The sequence below is a fragment of the Tianxiuia mixotrophica genome, from assembly GCF_050596425.1.
GTDB lineage: Bacteria > Bacillota > Clostridia > Peptostreptococcales > Acidaminobacteraceae.
In genome coordinates this window covers 357,689-383,577 of record NZ_CP192292.1, presented here as the reverse complement: position 1 = coordinate 383,577, position 25,889 = coordinate 357,689, and the positions used below count along the sequence as shown (strand labels likewise).

The window sequence follows — 25,889 nt, the reverse complement described above, 5'->3', positions numbered from 1 at the left end:
GTTACCTCCTTTCGGCGATGATTAATCGATAACGTTGCCGGACTTAACAGCCACACGCACTTTTTTATCATTTTTTGTTTCGAACTTAACGCGAGAACCGCCCTTAGCTTTTTCGTCCCAGATCATTACATTTGAAACATGCAGAGGCATTTCCTGATGAATAATTCCACCTTGCTGCATTTGCTGAGTCGGTTTCTGGTGTTTAGTCGCCATATTAGCTCCTTCAACCAGCACGCGCTCTTTTTTAGGGAATACTTGAAGGACTTTGCCCTTCTTACCTTTATCTTTACCGGCAATAACAACCACCGTGTCACCCTTTTTAATATGCACTTGCTACACCTCCTACCTTTACAGTACTTCCGGTGCTAGAGACAAGATCTTCATGTACTTGTTCTCACGAAGCTCTCTTGCGACAGGTCCGAAGATACGAGTACCAGTTGGGTTCTTGTCTTCTTTAATGATTACAGCTGCGTTGTCATCGAACTTAACGTAGCTTCCGTCATTACGACGTACACCTTTTTTAGAACGTACAACTACCGCTTTAACAACGGCACCTTTTTTAACAACTCCGCCTGGTGTTGCATCTTTAACCGTAGCAACAATGACGTCGCCAATATTAGCGTATCTTCTCTTTGATCCGCCTAGTACTCGGATGCAAAGCAGTTCTTTAGCGCCGGAGTTATCCGCAACTTTCAATCGCGTTTCTTGTTGAATCATGTGATTATCCTCCTTCCGACAGCTCTACTTCGCTTTTTCTACTATTTCAACAAGTCTCCATCTCTTATCTTTAGAGAGTGGACGAGTTTCCATGATTCTTACACGGTCGCCCATGGAGCAAACATTGTTTTCATCGTGTGCTTTAAATTTCTTTGAACGCTTGATGCGCTTACCGTAAAGTGGATGACGAATAAAGTCTTCTACTTTAACAGTGATTGTTTTATCCATTTTATCGCTGACTACTAGGCCAACGCGGACTTTTCTATTGCCTCTTTCCACGACGTTAACCTCCTTTAGGCTTTGATCTCACGAGCTCTGAGAACCGTCTTAGCGCGAGCGATGTCCTTCTTGACACCTTTAATTCGCATAGGGTTATCCAGCTGACCAGTAGCAAGCTGGAATCTTAGATTGAACAGTTCCGATTTAAGATCGTTAATTTTTGTATGCAGTTCCGCATCTGTCAATTCACGTAGCTCTTTAGCTAACATTATGCTTCACCACCCTTTTCCGCATCTTCACGCTTAACAAACTTACACTTAATTGGAAGTTTCATAGCTGCTAGACGCATAGCTTCACGTGCTAGTTCTTCATCAACACCTGATAGTTCAAACATAACTCTACCTGGCTTTACTACAGCTACCCAGTATTCTGGTGAACCTTTACCGGCACCCATACGAGTTTCGGCAGGCTTTTGTGTAACTGGCTTATGAGGGAAAATCTTAATCCAGACTTTACCCGTTCTTTTCATTTTTCTATTAATTGCGATACGCGCAGCCTCAATTTGACGAGACGTAATCCACGCTGGCTCTGTAGCCACTAGACCGTAATCACCGTATGATACAGTGTTACCGCGCTGGGCTTGACCAGTCATTCTGCCTCTATGCTGGCGACGACGCTTAACTCTTTTAGGCATCAACATGGTGCATTGCCTCCTTCCTCAAACTACTAGACAAAAGGATTATTTTTTATTGTTGTTGTTTCTTGGCTTTCTGTTTTGGTTGTTTCTTCTGTTACCGCCACGGCCACCACGCTTGTTGTCTTTACGCTCACGAGCAGTTAGACGAGTAAGAACGCGACCTTCACCTGGCTTAGGAAGAACTTCACCTTTGTTCAGCCAAACTTTAACACCGATTTTACCGTAAGTTGTATCTGCTTCAGTGAAGCCGTAATCGATGTCAGCACGAAGTGTAGATAGTGGAACATTGCCTTCCGCATATCCTTCAGTACGTGCCATCTCTGCGCCGCCTAGACGACCAGCTGTTTGGATCTTAATACCAAGAGCACCTTGACGCATAGCTCTGCCGATTGATTGCTTCATAGCACGACGGAATGCAACACGTCTTTCTAGAGCAAATGCAACAGATTCAGCGATCAGCTGTGCATCAACTTCAGCGTTTTGAACTTCAGAGATGTCAAGCTGAACAGCTTTACCAGTCATCTTTTGTAGCTCAGCACGAAGCTTCTTGATTGTTTCGCCACCTTTACCTACGATCATGCCAGGCTTAGCAGTGAAAACGTTGATTTTAACCTTGCTGTTAGCAGCACGATCAATATAAATGCGAGCGATACCTGCACGCTTGTGATTGTTCTTGATATATTTACGGATTTCAAAGTCTTCAACTAGAAGATCAGAGAAATCTTTCTTATTAGCATACCATTTTGAGTCCCAGTCTTTAATAACGCCAACTCGAAGACCGTGTGGACTTACTTTCTGACCCATGCGTTAATCCCTCCTTATTCTTTTTCAGCAACGACAACGCCGATATGGCTCGTTCTTCTCAGGATTGGGTTCGCACGACCCATTGAACCAGCTTTCCATCTTTTCATAACAGGACCTTGGTTCGCGTATACCTGTGAAATGTATAGGCTTTCAACATCCATGTCAAAGTTGTTTTCAGCGTTAGCTACAGCAGACTCAAGAACTTTTAGTAGTTCACGAGCGCCTTTTCTCGGTGTAAACTTCAGGATCGCGCTTGCTTCTTTTACGTCTTTCCCTCTAACAAGATCAGCGATCGGCTTCATCTTACGAGGAGAGATACGAACGTGTTTATTCAGAGCTCTAGCTTCCATTAGTTAACCTCCTTCCGATCGTATAAACAAAATTTCGAATTAACGAATCTTACCTTTTTTATCTCCACCGTGACCACGGAACGTTCTTGTTGGTGAAAATTCACCAAGCTTGTGACCGATCATATCCTCAGTGATGTACACTGGAACGTGCTTGCGACCGTCATGAACAGCGATAGTGTGGCCTATCATTTGAGGGAAAATAGTAGATGCTCTAGACCAAGTCTTAACAACTTGCTTTTCCCCTTTTTCATTCATAGATTCAATTTTCTTCAGTAGTCCTTTATGAATAAAAGGTCCCTTCTTAAGAGATCTTCCCACTGTGAATCCTCCCTTCTTTCAAAACGAAGGCTTTAGAGGCAGATCCGACAATCCGTCCTACCTCTATATGCCTATTACCGTTACTTTCTGCGTGAAACGATATATTTGTCAGATTGCTTATTTTTCTTACGAGTCTTGTAACCAAGAGTCGGCTTACCCCATGGTGTAACAGGAGATGGACGACCGATTGGCGCACGACCTTCACCACCACCGTGAGGGTGATCGTTAGGGTTCATTACAGAACCACGAACTGTAGGTCGGATACCCATATGGCGCTTACGACCAGCTTTACCAACTGTAACATTTTCGTGGCTTGAGTTACCAACCACGCCAATTGTTGCACGACACTCTTTACGTACGTAACGAGTTTCGCCAGATGGAAGTCTAAGAAGAGCCATATCGCCTTCTTTTGCCATAAGCTGTGCAGACATACCAGCAGAACGTGCAAGCTGACCACCTTTACCAGGCTTTAGCTCGATGTTATGAATAACAGTACCAGTAGGCATATCTTGCAGCATTTTCGCGTTACCAGGCTTAATATCAGCTTCTGGACCTGAGAAAATCTCAGTACCAACCTCAACACCTTCAGGAGCAAGGATGTAACGCTTTTCACCGTCTGCGTATGTTAGCAGTGCGATGTTTGCTGATCTATTTGGATCGTATTCGATTGTAGAAACTTTTGCAGGAACACCGTCCTTGTTTCTCTTGAAATCGATGATTCTGTACTTGATTTTGTTGCCGCCACCTCTATGACGAATTGTAATCTTACCTTGATTATTTCGTCCAGAGTGTTTCTTAAGTGAAACAACGAGTGACTTTTCAGGCTTCGACGTAGTGATTTCTTCAAATGTAGAAACCGTCATATGACGTCTTGCAGGAGACGTAGGTTTGAAACCTCTAACTGCCATCGTGATTCCCTCCTTTAATTACGAATTATAGTATTTATTACATGCCTTCGAAGAATTCAATTTCTTTGCTGTCGGCAGTAAGTTTAACGATAGCCTTTTTCCAGCTACGACGGTAACCTTCGTTACGGCCCATACGCTTCTTCTTGCCTTTAACGTTCATTGTGTTCACAGATGCTACAGTTACGCCGAAGATTGACTCAATAGCGTCTTTAACTTCAGTTTTGTTAGCGCTTCTGTGTACTTCGAATGTGTACTTCTTGTCAGACATGCCCATCATTGAAGTTTCAGTGATCACTGGTCTGATGACTACATCGTATGATGTTTTCATTATGCGTACACCTCCTCGATCTTCTGAACAGCATCTTTAGTGATGATGCAAGTGTCATGGTGTAGAAGTTGATAAACGTTCACACCTAGGACCTCTGCAGTTGCAACACCTTTGATGTTGTTAGCAGAACGAATTACGTTTTCGTTCTTATCAGCAGTAACGACTAGAGCCTTTTTAGCTGCATTAACATTAGATAGGATGTTCACCATATCCTTTGTCTTTGGAGCTTCTAGGTTTAGCTCGTCGATTACGATAAGTTCATTATTGTTTACCTTTGCAGATAGTGCAGACTTAAGAGCAAGACGCTTAACCTTCTTGTTTAGTCTGTAAGAGAAATCTCTTGATTTTTTAGCAAAAGCAACACCACCGCCAACAAAGTGAGGCGCACGAGTTGTACCCTGACGAGCACGACCTGTACCCTTCTGACGATAAGGTTTCTTTCCGCCACCACGTACTTCAGAACGTGTTCTTGCAGCGAATGTACCTTGTCTTTGGTTAGCTAGGTAGTTTTTAACGACTTCATGTAGTACAGCTTCATTCACTTCAGTAGCGAAAATGCTGTCATTCAGTTCGATCTCACCAACTTTTTGGCCAGATACGTTAAGAATATCATGTTTAGGCACTGTTCTTTCCTCCTTTCCTAATCCTTAGCTCTTATTTGTTGTTCTTGACAGTTTTCTTAAACGTTACAAAACCGCCTCTAGGGCCCGGAACGGCACCTTTAACAAGCACAATGTTTCTCTCAGCATCAACACGAACGATTTCAAGATTTTGAACCGTTACTGTTTCGTGACCCATGTGGCCAGCCATGTTCATGCCTTTGATAACGCGAGCAGGATAGGATGCAGCACCCAGAGAGCCAGGGCCTCTGTGGTACTTAGAACCGTGAGTTTCAGGACCACGGCTTTGGTTATGACGCTTGATAGTACCAGCAGTACCCTTACCTTTTGAAGTACCAGTTACGTCAACCATCATACCAGCTTCAAGCACGTCCGCTTTGATTTCTTGACCAACAGTAAACGCTGCAGTATCTTCAACACGGAATTCCGCTAGAAGACGCTTTGGCGAAACGCCAGCCTTGTCAAAGTGGCCTTTAAGTGGCTTGTTAGCTCTTTGAGCTTTTTGATCTGAGAAACCAACTTGGATAGCATTGTAACCATCAGTTTCTACAGTTTTGATTTGTGTTACGACTACAGGACCAGCTTCAACAACAGTAACAGGTGTTACCACACCGTCTTCGTTGAATACCTGAGTCATACCGATTTTTTTACCAAGAATCATTGGTACACCTCCGATAAATTTTACAGCGGATTACGTCAAAAAAACGCAATCATACTAAAACAATCAGATTTCATCGATCGGAATCTATTGAAACCTTACATCTTAGTATTACAACTTAATTTCGATATCCACACCAGCAGGTAGGTCAAGTCTCATTAGAGAATCAACTGTCTTTGGTGTAGGGCTCAGAATGTCAATAAGACGCTTATGCGTTCTCATTTCAAACTGTTCTCTAGAGTCTTTGTACTTATGTACCGCTCTTAGAATAGTAACAATTTCCTTTTTAGTAGGAAGAGGTACCGGACCTGATACTTCCGCACCAGTAGTCTTTGCAGTTTCAACAATTTTCTTTGCAGATGCATCTAGAACCTTGTGATCGTAAGACTTCAGTTTGATTCTGATTTTTTGACTAGCTTTGCTCATTTAAATTTCCCTCCTTTTCATCGTACGACGTTGCTTGTACGACGTTTCCCTAGCACACTGGTCCGGGTGTATCGAGGACCACAAATTAAAAACGCCCGGAAAACGGTCGCCCATTTCTCTGAATGGACACTTCTCCGCAGAAGTTCTCTTAATCGGGAGGACGCCCGATTTAGTAACCTCCTGCATCATCGCAGTTCAAACACGCTATATTAGTATACATGAAACACTTAATGATTGCAAGAGCTTTTTAGAATTCTTTTCTCTTGCTTTTGCAGCATAACATGTTTCTGCTACATAAAATAGATGTTCCGCTCTATTTATATAGTAGAAACACGTCATCACGTGCTTTAACTGCACTCCTATTATTATATAGATAAATTCAAGATTTGCAACACTTTTTCTTAAACTTTTTGAAGTTTTTTTTAACCTGCCTACCCGTATAACGATTGCCGTTTTTCACGCCTTTTATTCAAGTGCTTTTATACCCTAGGTATATTCGATGAAAACTGAAGTGATTCTACAACGCCATTTGATTTTTGAGCTTTTCCTAAACTTTCTTTACACAGGATCCACATGAAGAGGCTATCGAGTCATGCCTGCTAGATGGCTTAATCTTTTCATAGATTGTTTTCAATGCTTTTTAATTAAATGTACATTTTTAAGACATAAATGCGAGGATATTATATTCTCCATTTCTTTCTCATTCATTAAAAAAGACCACTCCGAAGAGTGGCCTATATAATCATATAACATATAACCGGTCAGGGTTTTTATTTTACGCATTCATTAATCTCGAATCAAAACTGATAACCGCTAAGCAGCATCAGATCAGTTGCTAGTGCAAGCAGATAATCTTAAAAAAGATTATTCGATGATCTTAATTACAGAACCAGCACCTACTGTACGTCCACCCTCACGGATAGAGAACTTTAGGCCTTCTTCTACTGCGATTGGTGCGATTAGCTCTACAACCATTTCGATGTTGTCGCCAGGCATGCACATTTCTGTACCTTCTGGAAGAGCAATTGCGCCTGTTACGTCTGTTGTTCTAAAGAAGAACTGTGGACGGTAGTTGTTGAAGAATGGTGTGTGACGTCCGCCTTCTTCTTTCTTTAATACGTATACTTGTGCTTCGAACTTCGTGTGTGGGTTTACTGAACCAGGCTTAGCTAGTACTTGACCACGCTCGATTTCTGTTCTTTGTACACCACGTAGTAGTGCGCCGATGTTGTCGCCTGCTTCGCCTCTATCTAGAAGCTTACGGAACATTTCAACACCCGTTACAACAACTTTACGCTTTTCTTCTGCTAGACCAACGATTTCAACTTCTTCTGATACGTTGATTACACCACGCTCTACACGACCTGTTGCAACTGTACCACGACCAGTGATTGAGAATACGTCCTCTACTGGCATTAGGAATGGCTTGTCTACATCACGCTCTGGGTTTGGAATGTACTCATCGATTGTTTCGAACATTTCGATGATCTTCGCTGCCCACTCTTCGTCGCCTTCTAGCGCCTTTAGAGCTGAACCGTGGAAGATTGGCGTGTCATCGCCTGGGAAATCGTACTCAGATAGCAGTTCACGAATTTCCATTTCTACTAGTTCAAGTAGTTCTTCATCGTCTACCATGTCACACTTGTTCATGAATACTACGATGTAAGGTACGCCTACCTGACGAGATAGAAGGATGTGCTCACGTGTTTGTGGCATTGGACCATCTGCAGCTGATACTACTAGGATAGAACCGTCCATCTGTGCAGCACCTGTGATCATGTTCTTAACGTAATCGGCGTGACCTGGGCAGTCTACGTGTGCGTAGTGACGTGCTGGTGTTTCGTACTCAACGTGTGCTGTAGAGATTGTGATACCACGCTCACGCTCTTCTGGAGCCTTATCGATGTTTTCGAAATCTACACGCTCACCTAGTTGGTAGTGATCAAATAGTACTTTTGTGATTGCCGCTGTAAGAGTTGTCTTACCGTGGTCAACGTGACCAATTGTACCAATGTTAACGTGTGGCTTATTTCTTTCAAATTTAGCCTTAGCCATTTTAAATTCCTCCTCGTATTACGGATTTTAGCTTATGTTTGTAATCACATATGTAATGGCGGTCGACCAGCGGTCAACCGCCGCCTTACAGTGATTATTTATTTTCCATTACTTTTTCAGCAAGATTCTTAGGTAGTGGCTCAAAATGATCGAAGATCATTGTGTAGTTACCACGGCCCTGAGACTTAGAACGAAGGTCAGTTGCATAACCGAACATGTTTGCCAGCGGAACAAAAGCACGGATTGTTTGTGCACCATGTGTCACTTCCATACCTTCAAGTTGTCCACGACGAGAGTTCAGGTCACCAACAACGTCACCAGTGTATTCTTCAGGAACAATAACTTCAACCTTGAATACAGGCTCAAGAAGTACTGGGTTACCTTTTCTCATAGCTTCTTTAAACGCCATTGAAGCAGCTAATTTAAAGGCCATTTCAGAAGAATCGACATCATGGTAAGAACCGTCGTAAAGATTAATGTTAACGTCAACCACTTCGAAACCAGCTAGAACGCCATTTTCCATAGCTTGCTGGAAACCTTGGTTACATGGCTCGATATATTCTCTAGGAATAGAACCACCAACAACCGTGTTTTCGAATGTGTAACCCACACCTGGTTCGTTAGGACGCATTTTGATCTTAACGTGGCCGTACTGACCTTTACCACCAGATTGCTTAGAGTACTTGTAGTCAACTTCAACTTCTTTAGTGATTGTTTCTTTGTAAGAAACTTGAGGTGCACCAATGTTCGCTTCTACTTTGAATTCTCTTAGAAGACGGTCAACGATGATTTCAAGGTGAAGCTCACCCATACCAGCGATGATTGTCTGTCCAGTTTCTTCATTTGTATAAGTACGGAACGTCGGATCCTCTTCAGCAAGCTTAGCAAGTGCGATACCCATTTTATCTTGGCCTGCACGAGTCTTAGGCTCGATAGCAACCTCGATAACCGGCTCTGGGAATTCCATAGATTCCAGGATGATTTGATGATCCTGATCACATAGAGTATCACCAGTCGTTGTATGCTTTAGGCCAACCGCTGCTGCGATATCACCTGAGTATACAGTTGGGATTTCTTCACGCTTAGCTGCATGCATTTGCATGATACGACCAACACGCTCTTTCTTGCCCTTTGTAGAGTTGTATACATATGAGCCAGAATCAAGCGTACCTGAGTAAGCTCTAAAGAATGCAAGCTTACCAACATAAGGGTCAGTCATGATTTTAAATGCAAGTGCTGAGAACGGTAGGCTATCATCAGAAGCTCTATCATCCTCTTCGCCATCAGGTGTTAGACCCTTGATAGCTGAGATGTCAGTTGGAGCTGGCATGAAGTCGATAATCGCATCAAGAAGCGCCTTAACACCTTTGTTTTTGTATGCAGAACCACAGCAAACTGGAACGATTTCGTTAGCGATTGTCGCTCTACGAAGTGCTGCAACCAGCTGATCTTTCGTTGGCTCTTCACCTTCAAGGTAAGCCATCATTAGCTCTTCGTCAGTTTCAACGATAGCTTCGATCATTGCTGCTCTATATTCTTCAGCTTGTTCCATGTAGTCAGCTGGGATGTCACGAAGTTCCGTGTTCATACCAGTGTCATCTGTGTTGTAAATTGCCTTCATATCTAGAAGTGAAATAATTCCTTCAAAGTCGTCTTCAGCACCGATTGGAAGCTGAATCGGAACAGCGTTCGCTTTAAGACGATCTTTCATCATACCAACAACGCGAAGGAAGTCAGCACCTGTAATATCCATCTTGTTTACGAAAGCCATACGAGGAACTTGGTACTTATTAGCCTGTCTCCAAACTGTTTCAGACTGAGGCTCAACGCCACCCTTTGCACAGAAAACTGCACAAGAGCCATCAAGTACACGTAGAGAACGTTCAACTTCAACTGTAAAGTCAACGTGACCAGGTGTATCGATGATGTTGATGCGTGTGTCATTCCATTGGCAAGTTGTCGCAGCAGAAGTGATCGTGATGCCACGCTCCTGTTCCTGCTCCATCCAGTCCATCGTTGCAGCACCGTCGTGAACCTCACCGATTTTGTGAGTTAGACCAGTGTAGAAAAGAATACGCTCTGTAGTCGTAGTCTTACCTGCATCGATGTGAGCCATGATACCAATGTTACGAGTTTTTTCAAGCGAAAAAGCTCTACCCATTGTGTATCCTCCTCTCTCTTACGAATTTCTACTATTGGAATATGCTTTAACAAACATACAGTGGTAGTAGCCTTTTGGCTATTACCATCTGTAGTGTGCAAATGCACGGTTTGCTTCTGCCATTTTGTGTGTATCTTCTTTTTTCTTAACTGATGCACCAGTGTTGTTTGCTGCATCCATAATTTCCTTAGCTAGCTTTTCCTTCATAGTACGCTCGCCACGCTTACGTGTATACTCTGTGATCCATCTAAGACCTAGAGTTTGACGGCGTACAGGACGAACTTCCACAGGAACCTGGTAGTTAGAGCCACCTACACGGCGAGCCTTAACTTCAAGTACAGGCATGATGTTGTCTAGGGCTGCTTCAAATACTTCAAGAGCATCTTTACCAGTCTCTTGAGCTACGATTTCAAATGCACCGTAAACGATTTGTTGAGCAGTACCTTTCTTACCATCAAGCATGATGTTGTTGATAAGCTTTGTTACCACTGTAGATCCGTAAACAGGATCAGCATAAACTTTTCTCTTAGGAACATTACCTTTTCTTGGCACGTCTCTTCCCTCCTTGCAATGAATGATTTCATCGGTACTCGACAAAATGTTGAATTGTCGTTGGCGCCATATAAACTTGATAAAACCCCTTCCTTCTATGGCTAGAAGGAAGAGGTGGTTTATTGCTTAAATTAATTGCTATTATTTCTTGGGCTTCTTCGCTCCGTACTTCGAACGAGACTGGTTTCTATCAGAAACACCAGCTGTATCAAGAACACCACGAACGATGTGGTAACGAACACCCGGAAGGTCTTTAACACGACCACCACGGATAAGAACAACACTGTGCTCCTGTAGGTTGTGACCTACACCCGGGATGTATGCAGTAACCTCCATACCGTTTGTTAGACGAACTCTAGCAATCTTACGAAGCGCGGAGTTAGGCTTCTTAGGCGTGATTGTTTTAACTGACGTACAAACACCACGCTTGAATGGCGCGCTCTGTGCCACGTTCTGTCTTTTAAGTGTATTAAAAGTTCTTTGAAGAGCTGGCGAAGTAGATTTCTCAACTTGCTGCTTACGACCCTTACGAACGATCTGATTAATAGTAGGCATTCCATGCACCTCCTTCCATTTTTAAATTAGTTTATTTAGTTATAACTGCTGTCGCAGCACCAACGTCTATTTTGCAAGCTAGACCCAGCACGCGCATATTTTCGACATATTCAATCTCAATATCAGCGGCTTCAGCCAGCTCTATTATGTGTCTCGTCACATGCTGTTCAGCATTTCTCGCGACGAAAACCTTCAGGGCACGACCCTCAGTTATCGCTCTTGATGACTGCTTGACCCCGATCTTCAGATGATCCCGATCAAGTATTTGCAACTCTTGAACCGGCATAATACAACCTCCTTCAGGGCGCAAAAAGGCGTGGGCTCCCATTGGCACACTTCAATATTCTAACACCAGCCTTTACAGCTGTCAATGTTATTTTTGTTAAAGAAGAACTTTGTATTCATCTTCAGCCGGCTGAAGGGTCTCATGCTTTTGAATTGCCACATCGTTGTACTTCTTCATACCAGTGCCGGCAGGAATTAGTTTACCGATTAGGACATTCTCCTTCAGACCAACCAGACGGTCTTCCTTGCCATTAATCGCTGCATCAGTCAGGACACGTGTTGTTTCCTGGAATGATGCCGCTGATAGGAATGACTCAGTTGCCAGAGACGCTTTTGTGATACCAAGAAGTGATCTTATACCAGTAGCCATCTCTCCGCCTTCTTCAGCAACACGTTTGTTCTCAATGTTGAACTCGCGAACACTGATCACCGAACCTTCAAGAAGTTTCGTGTCACCAGGGTTGTCAACGCGCATCTTACCAAGCATTTGCTTGATGATGATCTCAACGTGCTTATCATTGATATCAACACCCTGTAGACGGTAAACTCTTTGGACTTCAGAAGTAATATACTCCTGAACACCTCTTACCCCTACAACGCGAAGAATATCATGTGGATTTACAGAACCATCTGTAATCATTTGGCCAGCTTCCACACGATCACCAGCTTCAACTCTCAAGCGAGAGCCGAAAACGATTTGGCTTGATGCCACTTCGCCGCTGTCAGATGTGATAACAACTTCTTTTTTCTTTTTCGTTTCTCTAAAGGAAACTGTACCAGCAAGCTCTGCAATAACCGCAAGACCTTTCGGTTTACGTGCTTCGAAAAGTTCCTCAACACGGGGAAGACCTTGGGTGATATCGCCGCCGGCAACACCGCCGGTGTGGAAAGTACGCATTGTAAGCTGTGTACCCGGTTCACCGATTGATTGTGCCGCAATAATACCAACCGCTTCACCAACATTAACCGGCTTGCCGTTTGCTAGGTTGACACCATAACAATGCGAGCAAACACCGTAATCAGTGTCACATGTCAGTACTGAACGAACTTCCAGTTCAGTGATGCCAGAAGCATCAATGTTTTGAGCAATTTCCATAGAGATCATTGTATCTGTATCGCATAGAACTTGACCTGTTTCAGGATGTAGAACTTCCTTAGCAGGGAAACGTCCAACAATACGCTCAATGAATGGTTCGATCATCTCATTGCCATTCATGAATGCCTTAACGATGATACCTTGATCTGTACCACAATCTGTATCGCGAACGATAACATCCTGCGACACGTCAACAAGACGACGTGTTAGGTAACCTGAATTGGCAGTACGAAGTGCCGTATCGGCTAGACCCTTACGTGCACCTGTTGTCGAGATAAAGTACTCTAGGACACCAAGACCTTCACGGAAGTTTGAAACGATCGGGATCTCAACGGTCTTACCAACTGCATTGGCCATCAGACCACGCATACCCGCCAGCTGACGGATCTGGTTTCTAGAACCACGGGCACCGGAGTGGGCCATGATTTTAATGTTGTTCAGATCACTTAGATTTTCCATTAGGGCATCAGTAACATCTTCTGTCGTATGAGTCCATGTCTGGATAATCTTCTTATATCTTTCATCTTCAGAAATCAAACCTTTACGGTAAGCATTCTGATACTTGTCTACAAGTTTACGCGCATCTGCGATCAGTTGCTTCTTCTTTGGTGGAATCACCATATCCGAAACAGAAACTGTTACCGCACCACGAGTAGAATACTTGAAGCCCATATTTTTCATATGGTCAAGCATAATCGCTGTCACCGTGTTTGCATGCTTTGCAAAACACTTAGCGATGATTTCTTCAAGTTTTTTCTTCGTACATAGGAAGTCGACTTCAAGCGAGTAAGGATCCGCATCACGATCAACAAAGCCAATATCCTGTGGAATTTGCTCGTTGAAGATGAAACGTCCAACCGTTGATTCAACAAGTGATATTTCACCTGTTTTAGCACTCTTCATACGCACTTTAACTTTCGAGTGAAGTGTTACAACCTTGTTTTCATAAGCCATGATCATTTCATCGTAGTCCTTGAAGACCATGCCTTCGCCAGGCTCGCCATCTTTTTCGAAAGTCATGTAGTAAGCGCCAAGAACCATATCCTGAGATGGTGTCGTAATCGGGTTACCATCTTTAGGTGCAAGGATATTGTTAACAGAAAGCATCATGAATCTTGCTTCCGCTTGAGCTTCTACTGATAAAGGAACGTGTACCGCCATCTGGTCACCATCAAAATCGGCATTGTAAGCTGTACATACCAGTGGGTGAAGACGAATCGCCTTACCTTCGATAAGTACTGGCTCAAAGGCCTGGATACCCATTCTATGAAGCGTAGGGGCACGGTTCAGCATAACTGGGTGCTCCTTGATCACTTCTTCAACAATATCCCAAACTTCAGGCTTAACGCGCTCAACCATACGCTTGGCGCTCTTGATGTTGTGTACATATCCGTCCTTAACAAGCTTCTTCATAACGAATGGCTTGAAAAGTTCCAGAGCCATCTTCTTAGGAAGACCACACTGGTAGAATTTCAGTTCAGGACCAACAACGATAACCGAACGACCAGAGTAGTCGACACGCTTACCTAGAAGGTTCTGACGGAAACGACCTTGCTTACCCTTAAGCATGTCAGACAGAGACTTAAGTGGTCTGTTACCAGGTCCAGTAACAGGACGGCCACGACGACCGTTATCGATCAGCGCATCGACAGCTTCCTGAAGCATACGCTTTTCATTTCTAACAATAATATCTGGCGCGCCAAGTTCAAGAAGACGCTTTAGACGATTGTTTCTGTTTATAACACGGCGGTACAGATCGTTAAGATCCGATGTCGCAAAACGTCCACCGTCTAGCTGAACCATAGGACGTAGATCCGGTGGAATAACCGGAATAACATCTAGAATCATCCAGCTTGGATTATTTTCAGACTTTTTAAATGCCTCAACAACCTCAAGACGACGAAGCGTTCTAACCTTCTTTTGACCCGTTGCATCCTTCAGCTTTGCAGCAAGTTCTTCTGCTAGCTTTGGAAGGTCGATAAGGTCAAGCACTTCCTTGACAGCTTCCGCACCCATTGCCGCTTTAAAGTCGTTTCCAAACTTTTCACGGTAGTCTGAGTACTCTTTTTCCGTTAGAAGCTGCTTGAAACTTAGTGATGTTTCACCTGGGTCAATTACGATGTACGAAGCAAAGTAAAGAACCTTTTCAAGCGCTCTTGGAGACATGTCAAGAAGGATACCCATCTTAGAAGGGATACCTTTGAAGTACCAAATGTGAGAAACAGCCGCAGCTAATTCGATGTGACCCATTCTCTCACGACGTACTTTTGCCTTTGTGACCTCAACGCCACAACGATCGCATATAACGCCTTTATAGCGAACACGCTTATATTTACCACAGTGACACTCCCAATCTTTTGTTGGGCCAAAGATCTTTTCACAGAATAGACCTTCTTTTTCCGGCTTAAGTGTTCTGTAGTTAATAGTTTCGGGCTTCTTCACCTCGCCTTTTGACCAGGCACGGATTTTTTCCGGTGAAGCAAGACCGATTTTAATTGAATCGAAATTGTTAAATTCGAGCAAGGGCTACCTCTCCCTTCCGATCAGAGTTATTCGTTGCCTTCTTTAAGGAAATCAACCGTGAATCCTTTACGTTCAAAGTTATCAGACTCGTCTTTGGTTCCTGGTACTTGTTCTCCAAGCACTTCTTTAGAAACCAGGCTTGACTCTTCCACTTCGTCTGACTCTTTGATAGCGATTTCGCCTTCATCATCTCTCATAACCTTTACGTCAAGCGCAAGAGACTGAAGTTCTTTAATAAGAACCTTGAAGGACTCAGGAATTCCAGGTTCAGGGATGTTTTCACCCTTAACGATAGATTCGTATGCTTTAACACGGCCTACAACGTCATCCGACTTGACAGTCAAGATTTCCTGTAGAGTATACGCCGCACCATAGGCCTCAAGTGCCCATACCTCCATCTCACCGAAACGCTGTCCACCAAACTGTGCTTTACCGCCAAGTGGTTGCTGTGTAACCAGTGAGTATGGTCCTGTAGAACGTGCATGAAGCTTGTCATCTACAAGGTGGTGAAGTTTTAGCATATACATGTAGCCAACTGTAACAGGGTTATCAAATGCATCACCTGTACGGCCATCTCGAACAGTCATCTTACCATTACGAGGGTAACCTGCTTCTTCAAGCAGATCCATAATCTGAGTCTCTTTCGCACCATCAAATACTGATGTTGCAACCTTCCATCCGAACTTCTTAGCAGCCATGCCAAGGTGAACCTCTAGGACCTGACCGATGTTCATACGAGAAGGTACACCCAGTGGGTTAAGAACGATCTGAAGTGGCGTACCATCATTCAGGAACGGCATGTCTTCAATCGGTAGAACACGGGAGATAACACCCTTGTTACCGTGACGACCGGCCATCTTATCACCGACTTGGATCTTTCTCTTCTTAGCGATGTAAACGCGAACAAGCTCATTTACGCCCGGAGGCAGCTCGTCACCGTTTTCACGCGTGAATACTTTTACATCTACAATGATACCAGCTTCACCATGAGGTACACGAAGTGATGTATCGCGTACTTCACGTGCTTTCTCACCGAAGATTGCACGAAGAAGTCTTTCTTCTGCTGTCAGTTCAGTTTCACCCTTAGGCGTTACCTTACCAACCATAATATCGCCAGAATTGACCTCAGCACCAATACGAATGATTCCTCGTTCGTCAAGGTTTCTAAGAGCATCATCACTTACGTTTGGAATATCGCGCGTGATTTCTTCTGGACCAAGTTTTGTATCTCTAGCTTCTGACTCATATTCTTCAATATGAATAGAAGACAGTCTATCTTGTTGTACAAGCTCTTCACTCAGTAGGATGGCATCCTCATAGTTGTAGCCTTCCCATGTCATGAAGCCGATCAGTAGGTTTGTGCCAAGTGCGATTTCACCCATTTCCGTGGATGGACCGTCCATGATCACTTCACCTTTTTTAACAATCTGACCTTTGTCAACCAGTGGTCTTTGTGTGATACAAGTGCCCTGGTTTGAACGCTTGAATTTTAATAGGTTGTGATGTTCTTTTGAACCATCATTATGACGAATCGTAATGCGGTCACCAGATACATAATCAACCACACCGTCCTCTTTTGCCATTCTTACGACGCCAGAGTCACGGCCTGCAATACCTTCCATACCTGTACCGATGATAGGCGCTTGGGCCTTCACTAGCGGTACCGCTTGACGCTGCATGTTGGAACCCATGAGGGCACGGTTGGCATCATCATTTTCAAGGAACGGAATCATCGCAGTTGCCACAGAAACCATCTGCTGTGCAGAAACTTCCATGTAATCCACCTGCGTGCTTGGGAATTCAGCAATGTCCGCATGACGACGCGCAACAACCCTGTCATTGACAAAGGTCATGTCGTCATTAAGTGGCTCAATCGCTGGTGCAACAACACATTTTTCCTCAACATCTGCAGTCAGATAATCAATCCTACCAGTCACAACGCCTGTTTCGCTATCCACACGACGATATGGCGACTCAATGAAGCCATACTCATTAATGCGTGCAAATGACGATAGAGAGCCGATTAGACCGATGTTAGGACCTTCAGGTGTCTCGATAGGACACATACGGCCGTAGTGAGAGTAGTGAACGTCACGAACCTCAAAGCCCGCACGCTCTCTCGAAAGACCACCAGGACCAAGAGCCGATAGACGACGCTTGTGCGTTAGTTCTGCAAGTGGGTTCGTTTGATCCATGAACTGCGAAAGCTGTGATGAACCGAAGAACTCTTTAATTGCAGCTGCTACCGGACGAATATTAATCAGAGCCTGAGGCGTGATAACATCCATATCCTGAATTGTCATTCTTTCTCTAACAACACGTTCCATTCTAGAAAGACCAATACGGAACTGGTTTTGAAGCAGTTCCCCCACAGAACGAATACGACGATTGCCCAAGTGGTCAATATCATCAACGTTACCAATGCGGTGTGGAAGACCTAGAATGTAAGAGATTGAAGCCAGAATATCATCTGGAATGATGTTCTTAGGATTTAACTCCTTATAACGCTCTTCAACCGCTGCTTTAATATCTGCTTCTTCCGTGTAAGTATCCAGGATTTCTTTAAGAACTGGATAGTAAGCACGGTCAATACGAGGCAGACCTTCAATTTGTACATACTTGTCAAAGTCAACAAAGTGATTGCCGATAACCTTGACAGGCTTGTCGTCATCGCCAAGGACGATAACAGACTTTACGCCAGCATTTTCAATATCCATTGCTAGTTCACGTTCAACTTTAATGCCGGCTTCAGCGATGATTTCACCTGTTTCTGGGTGAACAACATCTTCAGCAAGAACTTCCTTCTCAATACGGTTCAGAAGACCAAGTTTCTTATTGAATTTGTAGCGACCAACCTTGGCAAGGTCGTAACGCTTGTCATCGAAGAATAGTGAGTTGATAAGGCTTGTCGCACTTTCAACTGTTGGTGGTTCGCCAGGACGAAGCTTCTTATAAATTTCGATCAAAGCTTCAGCCTTTGTTGTTGTGTTATCCTTGTCTAAAGACTTAAGCAGACGCTCATCCTCACCAAAGAAATTGATGATTTCCTGGTCTGAAACAAGGCCAAGGGCTCTTACAAGAACTGTCACTGGTAGCTTTCTTGTACGGTCAATACGAACAGAAACAATGTCGTTTGAGTCCGTCTCGTACTCAAGCCATGCCCCACGATTCGGAATAACCGTCGTAGAGTATAAGTTGGATCCAGACTTATCGACTTTAACATCGTAGTATGGGCCCGGAGAACGAACCAACTGGCTAACGATTACACGTTCAGCACCATTGATAATAAACGTTCCCTTGTCTGTCATCAGCGGAAAATCGCCCATGAAGACTTTTTGTTCCTTTACTTCGCCCGTTTCCTTATTAATGAAACGAACTTGTACTTTCAGTGGAACTGCGTAAGTGACATCCCTCTCCTTACATTCCTCGACATCGTACTTAGGATCTTCATTAAGTTCGTAGTCGATAAACTCTAGGATTAGGTTGCCAGTGTAGTCCTGAATTGGCGAGATGTCTTGAAAAGCTTCCATCAGGCCATTTTCTAGGAACCATTCATATGACTTCATCTGAATTTCAATAAGATTTGGCATATCCAGAATCTTAGGAATTCTAGAAAAACTCATACGTTCAACTTTACCGAGCTGTACTGGCTGTGGCATTCAAACTTCACCCCTCATGCTAAATAATTAAAGGCTCCGTGGATGAAAATTCATCTTGATATTTCTTAGGGAGACTTCCCTTAACCTACAAACAAACCGTCCCCCGTGTTTCCTGACTCTCCCACATTAGATCTTCGGGACCTGCATTCAAACACGTAAGGGCACTATATATACTTATACATAAAGTCGCCCATCGAAACACAAAAAACGCCAAAAAAGCGATATGTCCCCGATTTTAACGATCAACTTTACATACGTATGGCATTATAAAATGATACTACACTTGGATTATCGTGTCAATAGTATTCTTCAATACTTTCAATTTATGTCCGGATTATTGCTAGAATTTATTTTGATATGCAAGATATTTGAAATGACTTGATTTAAGAGTATTCATGCAGCAAGTCAAAGTCAATTCGCTGCAAATCATGGATAAACGTCATGAATCATCCGGGCTAAGTCATGTATAATAAATATTTACTTAGACGGGGCATTTACTTAGACAAATCTTGTCCCGTCCAAGTAAATATCTACCACGAATTCATGCCATAAAAATAGAACTTCAGATCCTTCTAAAGTTCTTCCTTTTCATTTACGAAGATTGCTGTGTGCTCATATGTTCATCACCAGACACGTCCTGCTTTTGCAGTAAAACATTCCGAGGAAATATTTCGTCACTGCACTGCGCTTCGCTTAGGGAGTAAACTACATATCCAAATCGAAGATTTGGGATTCAATTGCCCTTCGGGCAGTTAGGAAGACACTCTCTTCACTTCGTTCAGGGAGTAAACTACATATCCAAATCAAAGATTTGGGATTCAATTGCCCTTCGGGCAGTCAGGAAGACACTCTCTTCACTTCGCTGCGCTCCGTTCTGGGAGTAAACTACATATCCAAATCGAAGATTTGGGATGTAGAATTAAAGCGACGGCGGGAATGTTTCCATTTCCAGCCGTCGCAATGAACACACCGTAATAAAATTACTTAAGTTCTACAGATGCGCCAGCTTCTTCAAGCTTAGCTTTCATTTCTTCTGCTTCTTCTTTAGCTACTGCTTCTTTAACTGTCTCAGGAGCACCATCAACAAGAGCCTTAGCTTCTTTTAGGCCTAGACCAGTGATTTCACGAACAACCTTGATTACGCCGATTTTCTTAGCGCCAGCTGATTGAAGAACAACGTCAAATTCAGACTTTTCTTCTGCAGCTCCGCCAGCAGCTCCACCAGCAACCATAACTGGTGCAGATGCAGATACGCCGAATTCTTCTTCACATGCTTCAACTAGTTCCTTGATTTCTAGGATAGACATACCCTTAATCGCTTCAATGATTTGATCTTTAGTCATCTTACGAACACCTCCGATATACATATGTTTCACTAAACAGTAAATTACAATTTGATAAAAATATTACGCTTCTGCGCCTTCTTCTTCTTTCTTCTCTGCAAGATTTGTCAGGAAGTAAGCGAAGTTTGAAACAGGAGCCTTGATAGAACCCATGAAACGGCCGATAAGTTCTTCTTTTGATGGAAGATTGGCGATTTCCATGATCATTGAGTTGTCGTAGTATACGCTCTCAACAACGCCTGATTTAAGTTCTAGTTTTTCATGATCTTTTGCAAAATCCTTAACGATCTTAGCTGGTGCAACAGCATCTTCAAGGCCGAATGCGATTGCATTAGGACCTGTTAGATCAGCTGCAAGGCCTTCGAAAGCTGTATCCTTGATTGCAATTTTCACAAGATTGTTCTTGTAAACTTTGTATTCAACGTTAGCTTCACGGAACTTATTACGAAGTTCAGTAACCTCTTCAACTGTCAGACCACGGTAATCAACAACTACTGCTGATTGAGAACCTTCAAATTTTGTTTTGATTTCTTCAACAATCGCCTTCTTACGATCTAGATTGCTTGACATCAGTCCACCTCCTTAAAAAGCAGTTTTCTGGCATCAATAAATAAAAACAGCCTCTCTATTTTTAGACAAAGTAGAGAGGCTGGCTCATGCACATAGTTTCACGAACGCATTTATCAATACCTCGGTAGGAAATTAAGCTTTACGCACCTACTGTCTACGGTGTGTATTCATTTTCAAACAAGCATATTATATAGCGGTACTATATAATTGTCAATACTAATTTTAAAAATAATTAAAATTGAATTGGGTTTAGTTTGATACCAGGACCCATTGTGCTTGTCATTGTAACACTCTTCAGGTAAATACCTTTTGCAGCCGCTGGCTTAGCTTTAACGATAGCTTCCATTAGTGCATTAAGGTTTTCAGCAAGTTTTTCGTCTTCGAAAGACACTTTACCGATCGAAACGTGAACGATATTAGTCTTGTCAAGACGGTACTCAACTTTACCTGCTTTGATTTCGTTTACAGCTTTTTCGATATCAAATGTTACTGTACCAGACTTAGGGTTAGGCATAAGACCTTTAGGACCTAGGACACGACCTAGACGACCTACAAGACCCATCATGTCAGGTGTTGCAACAAGAACGTCGAAATCAAACCAGTTTTCGGATTGAATCTTTTGAATCATATCTTCAGCGCCAACAAAATCCGCGCCTGCAGCTTTAGCTTCTTCAGCCTTCTCGCCTTTAGCAATTACGAGAACTTTTTTAGATTTACCAGTACCGTTCGGTAGTACAATTGCACCACGAACCTGCTGGTCAGCGTGACGACCGTCAACACCTAGTTTAATGTGAAGCTCAACTGTTTCGTCAAATTTAGCTTTAGCAGTTTGCTTCAGTAGTGAGATTGCTTCAGCAGCATCGTAAGACTTGCTACGATCAACTAGCTTAGCAACTTCAGAGTATCTTTTACCCTTTTTTGCCATATTACTTTACCTCCTTTGTGGTAATAGCGGTACGATCCTCCCACGAGGACGGAAACTTACTCTTCGACTACAACGCCCATAGAACGTGCAGTACCAGCGATCATGCGCATTGCAGATTCAACTGATGCAGCATTTAGATCAGGCATTTTAAGCTCAGCGATTTCTTTAAGTTGAGCTTGAGTGATTGTTGCGACCTTGTCTTTGTTAGGCACGCCAGAACCAGACTTGATACCACAAGCTTTCTTAATAAGAACTGCCGCTGGTGGAGTCTTAGTAATGAAAGAGAATGATCTGTCTTGGTAAACTGAGATTACAACCGGAATAAGCATACCAGCTTGATCTGCTGTTCTTGCATTGAATTCCTTTGTAAACTGCATAATGTTAACGCCGTGCTGACCTAGTGCAGGACCTACCGGTGGAGCTGGAGTAGCTTTACCTGCAGGAATCTGAAGCTTGATCAGACCCATAACCTTCTTAGCCATGCGTTACACCTCCTTGATAAATAACATTTGATATATGTTCAAGCTGATTACAGCTTTTGAACTTGTGAAAATTCGAGTTCTACTGGCGTTTCTCGGCCAAACATTGATATCAGAACCTTTAGAGATTGTTTTTCTGGATGAACTTCTTCTACGACACCTTCAAAGGTATCAAAAGGTCCAGATACAACTCGAATCATGTCGCCAACGACAACGTCGATGTCGACAACTTGTCTTTCCTCAATGCCCATATTAACCACTTCTTGATCAGTAAGCGGAATAGGTTTCGATGCCGGTCCAACAAATCCAGTTACGCCGCGAGTATTACGAACAACATACCAAGATTCATCCGTCATGATCATCTTCACGATACAATAGCCCGGGAAAATTTTCTTAGACTTGATCTTCTTTTTGCCGTTTTTCATCTCTACGACTTCTTCTGTGGGAACAGCTACTTCGAGGATTATGTCTTCCATGCCTCTGTTTTCCACGATTTTTTCGATATTCGCTTTTACCTTGTTCTCGTGTCCAGAGTACGTATGGACAACATACCATTTCGCTTCTCTTTCAGACATAGATCCTACCCTCCATCATAAGATGACGATAGACGCCGCCCTCCCATGTTCAATACTTTAAGTTACATGACCAACTTTAGAAGGTTGTTAAATACCGCATCCACAACCCACAAGCCTGCCGTCATAAGACCACAGATAACAAGCACCACTGTTGTATATGACAGAAGCTCATTCTTGTTTGGCCAAGTTACTTTTTTAAGTTCAGCACGTACACCTTTGAAGAAGTTTTTGTTCCCCTTCTTTTGTACATCTGTTTGTGCAGCCATTGCATTCACATCCTTCGGATTGATTTTGTTTGTCTGCGTTCCAAAGCTGTCCGCTCGGATTGTCCAGGAAATTCACTTATTTATATGCACGCGTTTTGAAAGCTAGGCAAGCAAAACACACCGCAAATCATATTTGAATCACGCGAATCGTCCGGGCTATTATTTTGTTTCTTTATGATCTGTGTGCTTCTTACAGAATTTGCAGTACTTCTTCATTTCAACACGATCTGGAGTCGTCTTCTTGTTCTTCGTCGTGTTGTAATTTCTGTTCTTGCACTCTGTACATGCCATCGTGATTTTCACTCTCATCCTGACACCTCCTAACTAAGATTATTAGTATTTATATAATCTATGCCGTATGTGTCTACGCACAACATACACCACTGTAACATCACTAACTTAACCTATCACAAAGAAATAGGCGTGTCAATCATTTTTTATTCGGCTTTTTTCATGCTTCCAAATGGTGTATTTTCAGCAAAGATCATCAAGTCTTAGCTTTAGAAGTCACGAATTCTTTGTCACTTTATAAAAACAATTTCAACTACATTTTCCCATTTTAGGACCTTGCATCATTGTTTCACCTTGGGACAAGAAAAGGGCTGGGAGATCCCAGCCCTATGATCTTCTTATTAAGCAGTCGTTTAATTCTTATTCTAGGATCTTAATTACAGAACCAGCACCTACTGTACGTCCACCCTCACGGATAGAGAACTTTAGGCCTTCTTCTACTGCGATTGGTGCGATTAGCTCTACAACCATTTCGATGTTGTCCCCAGGCATGCACATTTCTGTACCTTCTGGAAGAGCAATTGCGCCTGTTACGTCTGTTGTTCTAAAGAAGAACTGTGGACGGTAGTTGTTGAAGAATGGTGTGTGACGTCCGCCTTCTTCTTTCTTTAGTACGTATACTTGTGCTTCGAACTTCGTGTGTGGGTTTACTGAACCAGGCTTAGCTAGTACTTGACCACGCTCGATTTCTGTTCTTTGTACACCACGTAGTAGTGCGCCGATGTTGTCGCCTGCTTCGCCTCTATCTAGAAGCTTACGGAACATTTCAACACCTGTTACAACAACTTTACGCTTTTCTTCTGCTAGACCAACGATTTCTACTTCTTCTGATACGTTGATTACACCACGCTCTACACGACCTGTTGCAACTGTACCACGACCAGTGATTGAGAATACGTCCTCTACTGGCATTAGGAATGGCTTGTCTACATCACGCTCTGGGTTTGGAATGTACTCATCGATTGTTTCGAACATTTCGATGATCTTCGCTGCCCACTCTTCGTCGCCTTCTAGCGCCTTTAGAGCTGAACCGTGGAAGATTGGCGTGTCGTCGCCTGGGAAATCGTACTCAGATAGCAGTTCACGAATTTCCATTTCTACTAGTTCAAGTAGTTCTTCATCGTCTACCATGTCACACTTGTTCATGAATACTACGATGTAAGGTACGCCTACCTGACGAGATAGAAGGATGTGCTCACGTGTTTGTGGCATTGGACCATCTGCAGCTGATACTACTAGGATAGAACCGTCCATCTGTGCAGCACCTGTGATCATGTTCTTAACGTAATCGGCGTGACCTGGGCAGTCTACGTGTGCGTAGTGACGTGCTGGTGTTTCGTACTCAACGTGTGCTGTAGAGATTGTGATACCACGCTCACGCTCTTCTGGAGCCTTATCGATGTTTTCGAAATCTACACGCTCACCTAGTTGGTAGTGATCAAATAGTACTTTTGTGATTGCCGCTGTAAGAGTTGTCTTACCGTGGTCAACGTGACCAATTGTACCAATGTTAACGTGTGGCTTATTTCTTTCAAATTTAGCCTTAGCCATTTTAAAGTTCCTCCTTAACAGTCTCTTTTTTCTCGGCAATAACCGAGTGTCTTTCGTTCCAAATTGAATGGAGCCCACAAGCGGACTCGAACCGCCGGCCTCCGCCTTACCAAGGCGACGCTCTAACCTCCTGAGCTACATGGGCAGGTCATGCGACGCTACATCAGTCAGTTCCTAACCTCAAGAAATCTTTCCAGTTTACGTTTTACCCTTTGGAGGGCATTGTCAATCGACTTTACATGTCGATCCAAATGCTCTGCAATTTCCTGATAAGATTTTCCTTGAAGATAGTCAGACAGCACCTCTTGCTCAAGATCACTTAAAACTTCACCGATTTTAGTTTCAATGCTATGTACTTCTTCACGAGATATTATAAGTTCTTCTGGATCAAGAACTCTCGCTCCCGCAAGAACATCCATGAGCGTACGCTCGGATTCCTCATCATAGATCGGTTTGTTTAATGAAACATAAGAGTTTAGAGGTATATGCTTTTGTCTTGTCGCAGTTTTAATGGCCGTAATGATCTGGCGTGTGATACATAATTCCGCAAAGGCTCTAAAAGAAGAAATTTTATCAACTTGAAAGTCTCGAATGGCTTTGAATAACCCAATCATGCCTTCTTGAATGATATCTTCTCGATCAGCCCCAATGAGAAAATATGATCTCGCTTTAGCCCGTACAAAGTTCTTGTACTTCTTGATCAGGTACTCTGATGCCTTGTCATCGCCATCGCGAGCAAGCGCAACGACTTCTTCTTCCAATAGATCCTGATATGATACTATGTCCTCGACACGCACACATGGTTCCATGGCAAATCCCCCCTGACCATTGAAACTAGCTGAAATAGAACTAGCTGAAAAGCCTGAATTCATTATAACCCAATGAACAATCGAGCGTCAAGATTTTGGCCTTCTCTTTTCGCTATTTGTCAAGCTTTTAAAGCACTTTCTGTCCCAAG

At 43.1% G+C, this 25,889-nt stretch carries 29 protein-coding genes, 1 tRNA gene and 1 other annotated feature; all 30 genes read right to left on the bottom strand.

Features of this window, described 5'->3' with window-relative positions; all coding sequences use genetic code 11:
• Positions 1 to 21: 21 nt before the first annotated feature.
• The gene (rplX, locus tag ACQ4KW_RS01740; protein ID WP_430884830.1) at positions 22 to 330 is read right to left on the bottom strand and encodes a 50S ribosomal protein L24; all 309 of its coding nucleotides are present in this window, start codon (positions 328 to 330) and stop codon (positions 22 to 24) included.
• A gap of 18 nt (positions 331 to 348) precedes the next feature.
• Positions 349 to 717: a 50S ribosomal protein L14 gene (gene rplN, locus ACQ4KW_RS01735; RefSeq protein WP_430884829.1), complete on the bottom strand. Its 369-nt coding sequence runs from the start codon at positions 715 to 717 to the stop codon at positions 349 to 351.
• Positions 718 to 741: 24 nt separating this feature from the next.
• Positions 742 to 996 carry a 30S ribosomal protein S17 gene (rpsQ, locus tag ACQ4KW_RS01730; RefSeq protein ID WP_430884828.1) on the bottom strand — a complete coding sequence of 85 codons (255 nt, stop codon included), beginning with the start codon at positions 994 to 996 and terminating at the stop codon, positions 742 to 744.
• Positions 997 to 1,010: 14 nt separating this feature from the next.
• Entirely contained in the window at positions 1,011 to 1,205 is a 195-nt protein-coding gene (gene rpmC / locus ACQ4KW_RS01725) for a 50S ribosomal protein L29 (protein WP_430884827.1), read from the bottom strand.
• Positions 1,205 to 1,636 carry a 50S ribosomal protein L16 gene (gene rplP, locus ACQ4KW_RS01720; RefSeq protein ID WP_430884826.1) on the bottom strand — a complete coding sequence of 144 codons (432 nt, stop codon included), beginning with the start codon at positions 1,634 to 1,636 and terminating at the stop codon, positions 1,205 to 1,207. Before rplP ends, rpmC begins: the two co-directional genes overlap by 1 nt.
• A 39-nt stretch (positions 1,637 to 1,675) precedes the next feature.
• A complete protein-coding gene (gene rpsC, locus ACQ4KW_RS01715) occupies positions 1,676 to 2,437 on the bottom strand; it encodes a 30S ribosomal protein S3 (protein ID WP_430884825.1) in 762 nt (253 codons plus the stop codon).
• A gap of 14 nt (positions 2,438 to 2,451) precedes the next feature.
• A complete protein-coding gene (gene rplV, locus ACQ4KW_RS01710; protein WP_430884824.1) occupies positions 2,452 to 2,787 on the bottom strand; it encodes a 50S ribosomal protein L22 in 336 nt (111 codons plus the stop codon).
• Positions 2,788 to 2,826: 39 nt separating this feature from the next.
• Positions 2,827 to 3,105 carry a 30S ribosomal protein S19 gene (gene rpsS / locus ACQ4KW_RS01705; protein WP_430884823.1) on the bottom strand — a complete coding sequence of 93 codons (279 nt, stop codon included), beginning with the start codon at positions 3,103 to 3,105 and terminating at the stop codon, positions 2,827 to 2,829.
• A gap of 80 nt (positions 3,106 to 3,185) precedes the next feature.
• On the bottom strand, positions 3,186 to 4,013 hold the full coding sequence (gene rplB, locus ACQ4KW_RS01700; RefSeq protein ID WP_430884822.1) for a 50S ribosomal protein L2: 828 nt from the start codon (positions 4,011 to 4,013) through the stop codon (positions 3,186 to 3,188).
• Between the two features lie 37 nt (positions 4,014 to 4,050).
• A complete protein-coding gene (rplW, locus tag ACQ4KW_RS01695) occupies positions 4,051 to 4,341 on the bottom strand; it encodes a 50S ribosomal protein L23 (RefSeq protein WP_430884821.1) in 291 nt (96 codons plus the stop codon).
• On the bottom strand, positions 4,341 to 4,964 hold the full coding sequence (gene rplD / locus ACQ4KW_RS01690) for a 50S ribosomal protein L4 (protein ID WP_430884820.1): 624 nt from the start codon (positions 4,962 to 4,964) through the stop codon (positions 4,341 to 4,343). Before rplD ends, rplW begins: the two co-directional genes overlap by 1 nt.
• A 31-nt stretch (positions 4,965 to 4,995) precedes the next feature.
• Complete coding sequence (gene rplC / locus ACQ4KW_RS01685) at positions 4,996 to 5,622, bottom strand: 50S ribosomal protein L3 (protein WP_430884819.1); 627 nt, start codon at positions 5,620 to 5,622, stop codon at positions 4,996 to 4,998.
• A gap of 108 nt (positions 5,623 to 5,730) precedes the next feature.
• Positions 5,731 to 6,045: a 30S ribosomal protein S10 gene (gene rpsJ / locus ACQ4KW_RS01680; protein ID WP_430884818.1), complete on the bottom strand. Its 315-nt coding sequence runs from the start codon at positions 6,043 to 6,045 to the stop codon at positions 5,731 to 5,733.
• 864 nt (positions 6,046 to 6,909) lie between these two features.
• Positions 6,910 to 8,100 (bottom strand): elongation factor Tu, encoded by a 1,191-nt coding sequence (gene tuf / locus ACQ4KW_RS01675; protein ID WP_430884817.1) that lies wholly within the window; start codon positions 8,098 to 8,100, stop codon positions 6,910 to 6,912.
• 94 nt (positions 8,101 to 8,194) lie between these two features.
• Positions 8,195 to 10,261, bottom strand: coding sequence for an elongation factor G (gene fusA, locus ACQ4KW_RS01670; RefSeq protein WP_430884816.1), 2,067 nt, complete (start codon positions 10,259 to 10,261; stop codon positions 8,195 to 8,197).
• Positions 10,262 to 10,342: 81 nt separating this feature from the next.
• Positions 10,343 to 10,813, bottom strand: coding sequence for a 30S ribosomal protein S7 (gene rpsG / locus ACQ4KW_RS01665; RefSeq protein ID WP_430884815.1), 471 nt, complete (start codon positions 10,811 to 10,813; stop codon positions 10,343 to 10,345).
• Between the two features lie 141 nt (positions 10,814 to 10,954).
• Positions 10,955 to 11,368: a 30S ribosomal protein S12 gene (gene rpsL / locus ACQ4KW_RS01660; RefSeq protein WP_430884814.1), complete on the bottom strand. Its 414-nt coding sequence runs from the start codon at positions 11,366 to 11,368 to the stop codon at positions 10,955 to 10,957.
• A 31-nt stretch (positions 11,369 to 11,399) separates the two neighbouring features.
• Positions 11,400 to 11,654, bottom strand: a complete 255-nt coding sequence (locus ACQ4KW_RS01655) for a ribosomal L7Ae/L30e/S12e/Gadd45 family protein (RefSeq protein ID WP_430884813.1) — start codon at positions 11,652 to 11,654, stop codon at positions 11,400 to 11,402.
• A 96-nt stretch (positions 11,655 to 11,750) separates the two neighbouring features.
• On the bottom strand, positions 11,751 to 15,272 hold the full coding sequence (rpoC, locus tag ACQ4KW_RS01650) for a DNA-directed RNA polymerase subunit beta' (RefSeq protein ID WP_430884812.1): 3,522 nt from the start codon (positions 15,270 to 15,272) through the stop codon (positions 11,751 to 11,753).
• Positions 15,273 to 15,298: 26 nt separating this feature from the next.
• Positions 15,299 to 18,931 carry a DNA-directed RNA polymerase subunit beta gene (gene rpoB, locus ACQ4KW_RS01645; RefSeq protein WP_430884811.1) on the bottom strand — a complete coding sequence of 1,211 codons (3,633 nt, stop codon included), beginning with the start codon at positions 18,929 to 18,931 and terminating at the stop codon, positions 15,299 to 15,301.
• 980 nt (positions 18,932 to 19,911) lie between these two features.
• Positions 19,912 to 20,274: a 50S ribosomal protein L7/L12 gene (gene rplL, locus ACQ4KW_RS01640; protein WP_430886528.1), complete on the bottom strand. Its 363-nt coding sequence runs from the start codon at positions 20,272 to 20,274 to the stop codon at positions 19,912 to 19,914.
• A 63-nt stretch (positions 20,275 to 20,337) separates the two neighbouring features.
• Entirely contained in the window at positions 20,338 to 20,844 is a 507-nt protein-coding gene (gene rplJ / locus ACQ4KW_RS01635) for a 50S ribosomal protein L10 (RefSeq protein ID WP_430884810.1), read from the bottom strand.
• 34 nt (positions 20,845 to 20,878) lie between these two features.
• Positions 20,879 to 21,022, bottom strand: a sequence feature (ribosomal protein L10 leader region).
• 54 nt (positions 21,023 to 21,076) lie between these two features.
• Positions 21,077 to 21,769 carry a 50S ribosomal protein L1 gene (gene rplA / locus ACQ4KW_RS01630; protein ID WP_430884809.1) on the bottom strand — a complete coding sequence of 231 codons (693 nt, stop codon included), beginning with the start codon at positions 21,767 to 21,769 and terminating at the stop codon, positions 21,077 to 21,079.
• 56 nt (positions 21,770 to 21,825) lie between these two features.
• Complete coding sequence (rplK, locus tag ACQ4KW_RS01625) at positions 21,826 to 22,251, bottom strand: 50S ribosomal protein L11 (protein WP_430884808.1); 426 nt, start codon at positions 22,249 to 22,251, stop codon at positions 21,826 to 21,828.
• 47 nt (positions 22,252 to 22,298) lie between these two features.
• A complete protein-coding gene (nusG, locus tag ACQ4KW_RS01620) occupies positions 22,299 to 22,823 on the bottom strand; it encodes a transcription termination/antitermination protein NusG (RefSeq protein WP_430884807.1) in 525 nt (174 codons plus the stop codon).
• Positions 22,824 to 22,885: 62 nt separating this feature from the next.
• Positions 22,886 to 23,089 carry a preprotein translocase subunit SecE gene (secE, locus tag ACQ4KW_RS01615; RefSeq protein ID WP_430884806.1) on the bottom strand — a complete coding sequence of 68 codons (204 nt, stop codon included), beginning with the start codon at positions 23,087 to 23,089 and terminating at the stop codon, positions 22,886 to 22,888.
• 159 nt (positions 23,090 to 23,248) lie between these two features.
• Positions 23,249 to 23,398 (bottom strand): 50S ribosomal protein L33, encoded by a 150-nt coding sequence (rpmG, locus tag ACQ4KW_RS01610; RefSeq protein ID WP_430884805.1) that lies wholly within the window; start codon positions 23,396 to 23,398, stop codon positions 23,249 to 23,251.
• A 342-nt stretch (positions 23,399 to 23,740) separates the two neighbouring features.
• Complete coding sequence (tuf, locus tag ACQ4KW_RS01605) at positions 23,741 to 24,931, bottom strand: elongation factor Tu (protein ID WP_430884804.1); 1,191 nt, start codon at positions 24,929 to 24,931, stop codon at positions 23,741 to 23,743.
• A gap of 68 nt (positions 24,932 to 24,999) precedes the next feature.
• Positions 25,000 to 25,076 (bottom strand) — tRNA-Thr (locus tag ACQ4KW_RS01600).
• Positions 25,077 to 25,098: 22 nt separating this feature from the next.
• Positions 25,099 to 25,740, bottom strand: coding sequence for an RNA polymerase sporulation sigma factor SigH (sigH, locus tag ACQ4KW_RS01595; RefSeq protein WP_430884803.1), 642 nt, complete (start codon positions 25,738 to 25,740; stop codon positions 25,099 to 25,101).
• Positions 25,741 to 25,889 lie beyond the last annotated feature (149 nt).

What these genes read in the sequence shown, in the direction of transcription:
- rpmG (WP_430884805.1), bottom strand. Translation starts at nt 23,398, where the DNA reads ATGAGAGTGAAAATCACGATGGCATGTACAGAGTGCAAGAACAGAAAT.
- rplC (WP_430884819.1), bottom strand. Translation starts at nt 5,622, where the DNA reads ATGATTCTTGGTAAAAAAATCGGTATGACTCAGGTATTCAACGAAGAC.
- rplJ (WP_430884810.1), bottom strand. Translation starts at nt 20,844, where the DNA reads ATGTCAAGCAATCTAGATCGTAAGAAGGCGATTGTTGAAGAAATCAAA.
- rplB (WP_430884822.1), bottom strand. Translation starts at nt 4,013, where the DNA reads ATGGCAGTTAGAGGTTTCAAACCTACGTCTCCTGCAAGACGTCATATG.
- rpsC (WP_430884825.1), bottom strand. Translation starts at nt 2,437, where the DNA reads ATGGGTCAGAAAGTAAGTCCACACGGTCTTCGAGTTGGCGTTATTAAA.
- rplL (WP_430886528.1), bottom strand. Translation starts at nt 20,274, where the DNA reads ATGACTAAAGATCAAATCATTGAAGCGATTAAGGGTATGTCTATCCTA.
- tuf (WP_430884804.1), bottom strand. Translation starts at nt 24,931, where the DNA reads ATGGCTAAGGCTAAATTTGAAAGAAATAAGCCACACGTTAACATTGGT.
- ACQ4KW_RS01655 (WP_430884813.1), bottom strand. Translation starts at nt 11,654, where the DNA reads ATGCCGGTTCAAGAGTTGCAAATACTTGATCGGGATCATCTGAAGATC.
- fusA (WP_430884816.1), bottom strand. Translation starts at nt 10,261, where the DNA reads ATGGGTAGAGCTTTTTCGCTTGAAAAAACTCGTAACATTGGTATCATG.
- rplW (WP_430884821.1), bottom strand. Translation starts at nt 4,341, where the DNA reads ATGAAAACATCATACGATGTAGTCATCAGACCAGTGATCACTGAAACT.
- tuf (WP_430884817.1), bottom strand. Translation starts at nt 8,100, where the DNA reads ATGGCTAAGGCTAAATTTGAAAGAAATAAGCCACACGTTAACATTGGT.
- rpsJ (WP_430884818.1), bottom strand. Translation starts at nt 6,045, where the DNA reads ATGAGCAAAGCTAGTCAAAAAATCAGAATCAAACTGAAGTCTTACGAT.
- rplA (WP_430884809.1), bottom strand. Translation starts at nt 21,769, where the DNA reads ATGGCAAAAAAGGGTAAAAGATACTCTGAAGTTGCTAAGCTAGTTGAT.
- rpoB (WP_430884811.1), bottom strand. Translation starts at nt 18,931, where the DNA reads ATGCCACAGCCAGTACAGCTCGGTAAAGTTGAACGTATGAGTTTTTCT.
- rplN (WP_430884829.1), bottom strand. Translation starts at nt 717, where the DNA reads ATGATTCAACAAGAAACGCGATTGAAAGTTGCGGATAACTCCGGCGCT.
- rpmC (WP_430884827.1), bottom strand. Translation starts at nt 1,205, where the DNA reads ATGTTAGCTAAAGAGCTACGTGAATTGACAGATGCGGAACTGCATACA.
- rplK (WP_430884808.1), bottom strand. Translation starts at nt 22,251, where the DNA reads ATGGCTAAGAAGGTTATGGGTCTGATCAAGCTTCAGATTCCTGCAGGT.
- secE (WP_430884806.1), bottom strand. Translation starts at nt 23,089, where the DNA reads ATGGCTGCACAAACAGATGTACAAAAGAAGGGGAACAAAAACTTCTTC.
- rplV (WP_430884824.1), bottom strand. Translation starts at nt 2,787, where the DNA reads ATGGAAGCTAGAGCTCTGAATAAACACGTTCGTATCTCTCCTCGTAAG.
- rpsL (WP_430884814.1), bottom strand. Translation starts at nt 11,368, where the DNA reads ATGCCTACTATTAATCAGATCGTTCGTAAGGGTCGTAAGCAGCAAGTT.
- nusG (WP_430884807.1), bottom strand. Translation starts at nt 22,823, where the DNA reads ATGTCTGAAAGAGAAGCGAAATGGTATGTTGTCCATACGTACTCTGGA.
- rplP (WP_430884826.1), bottom strand. Translation starts at nt 1,636, where the DNA reads ATGTTGATGCCTAAAAGAGTTAAGCGTCGTCGCCAGCATAGAGGCAGA.
- sigH (WP_430884803.1), bottom strand. Translation starts at nt 25,740, where the DNA reads ATGGAACCATGTGTGCGTGTCGAGGACATAGTATCATATCAGGATCTA.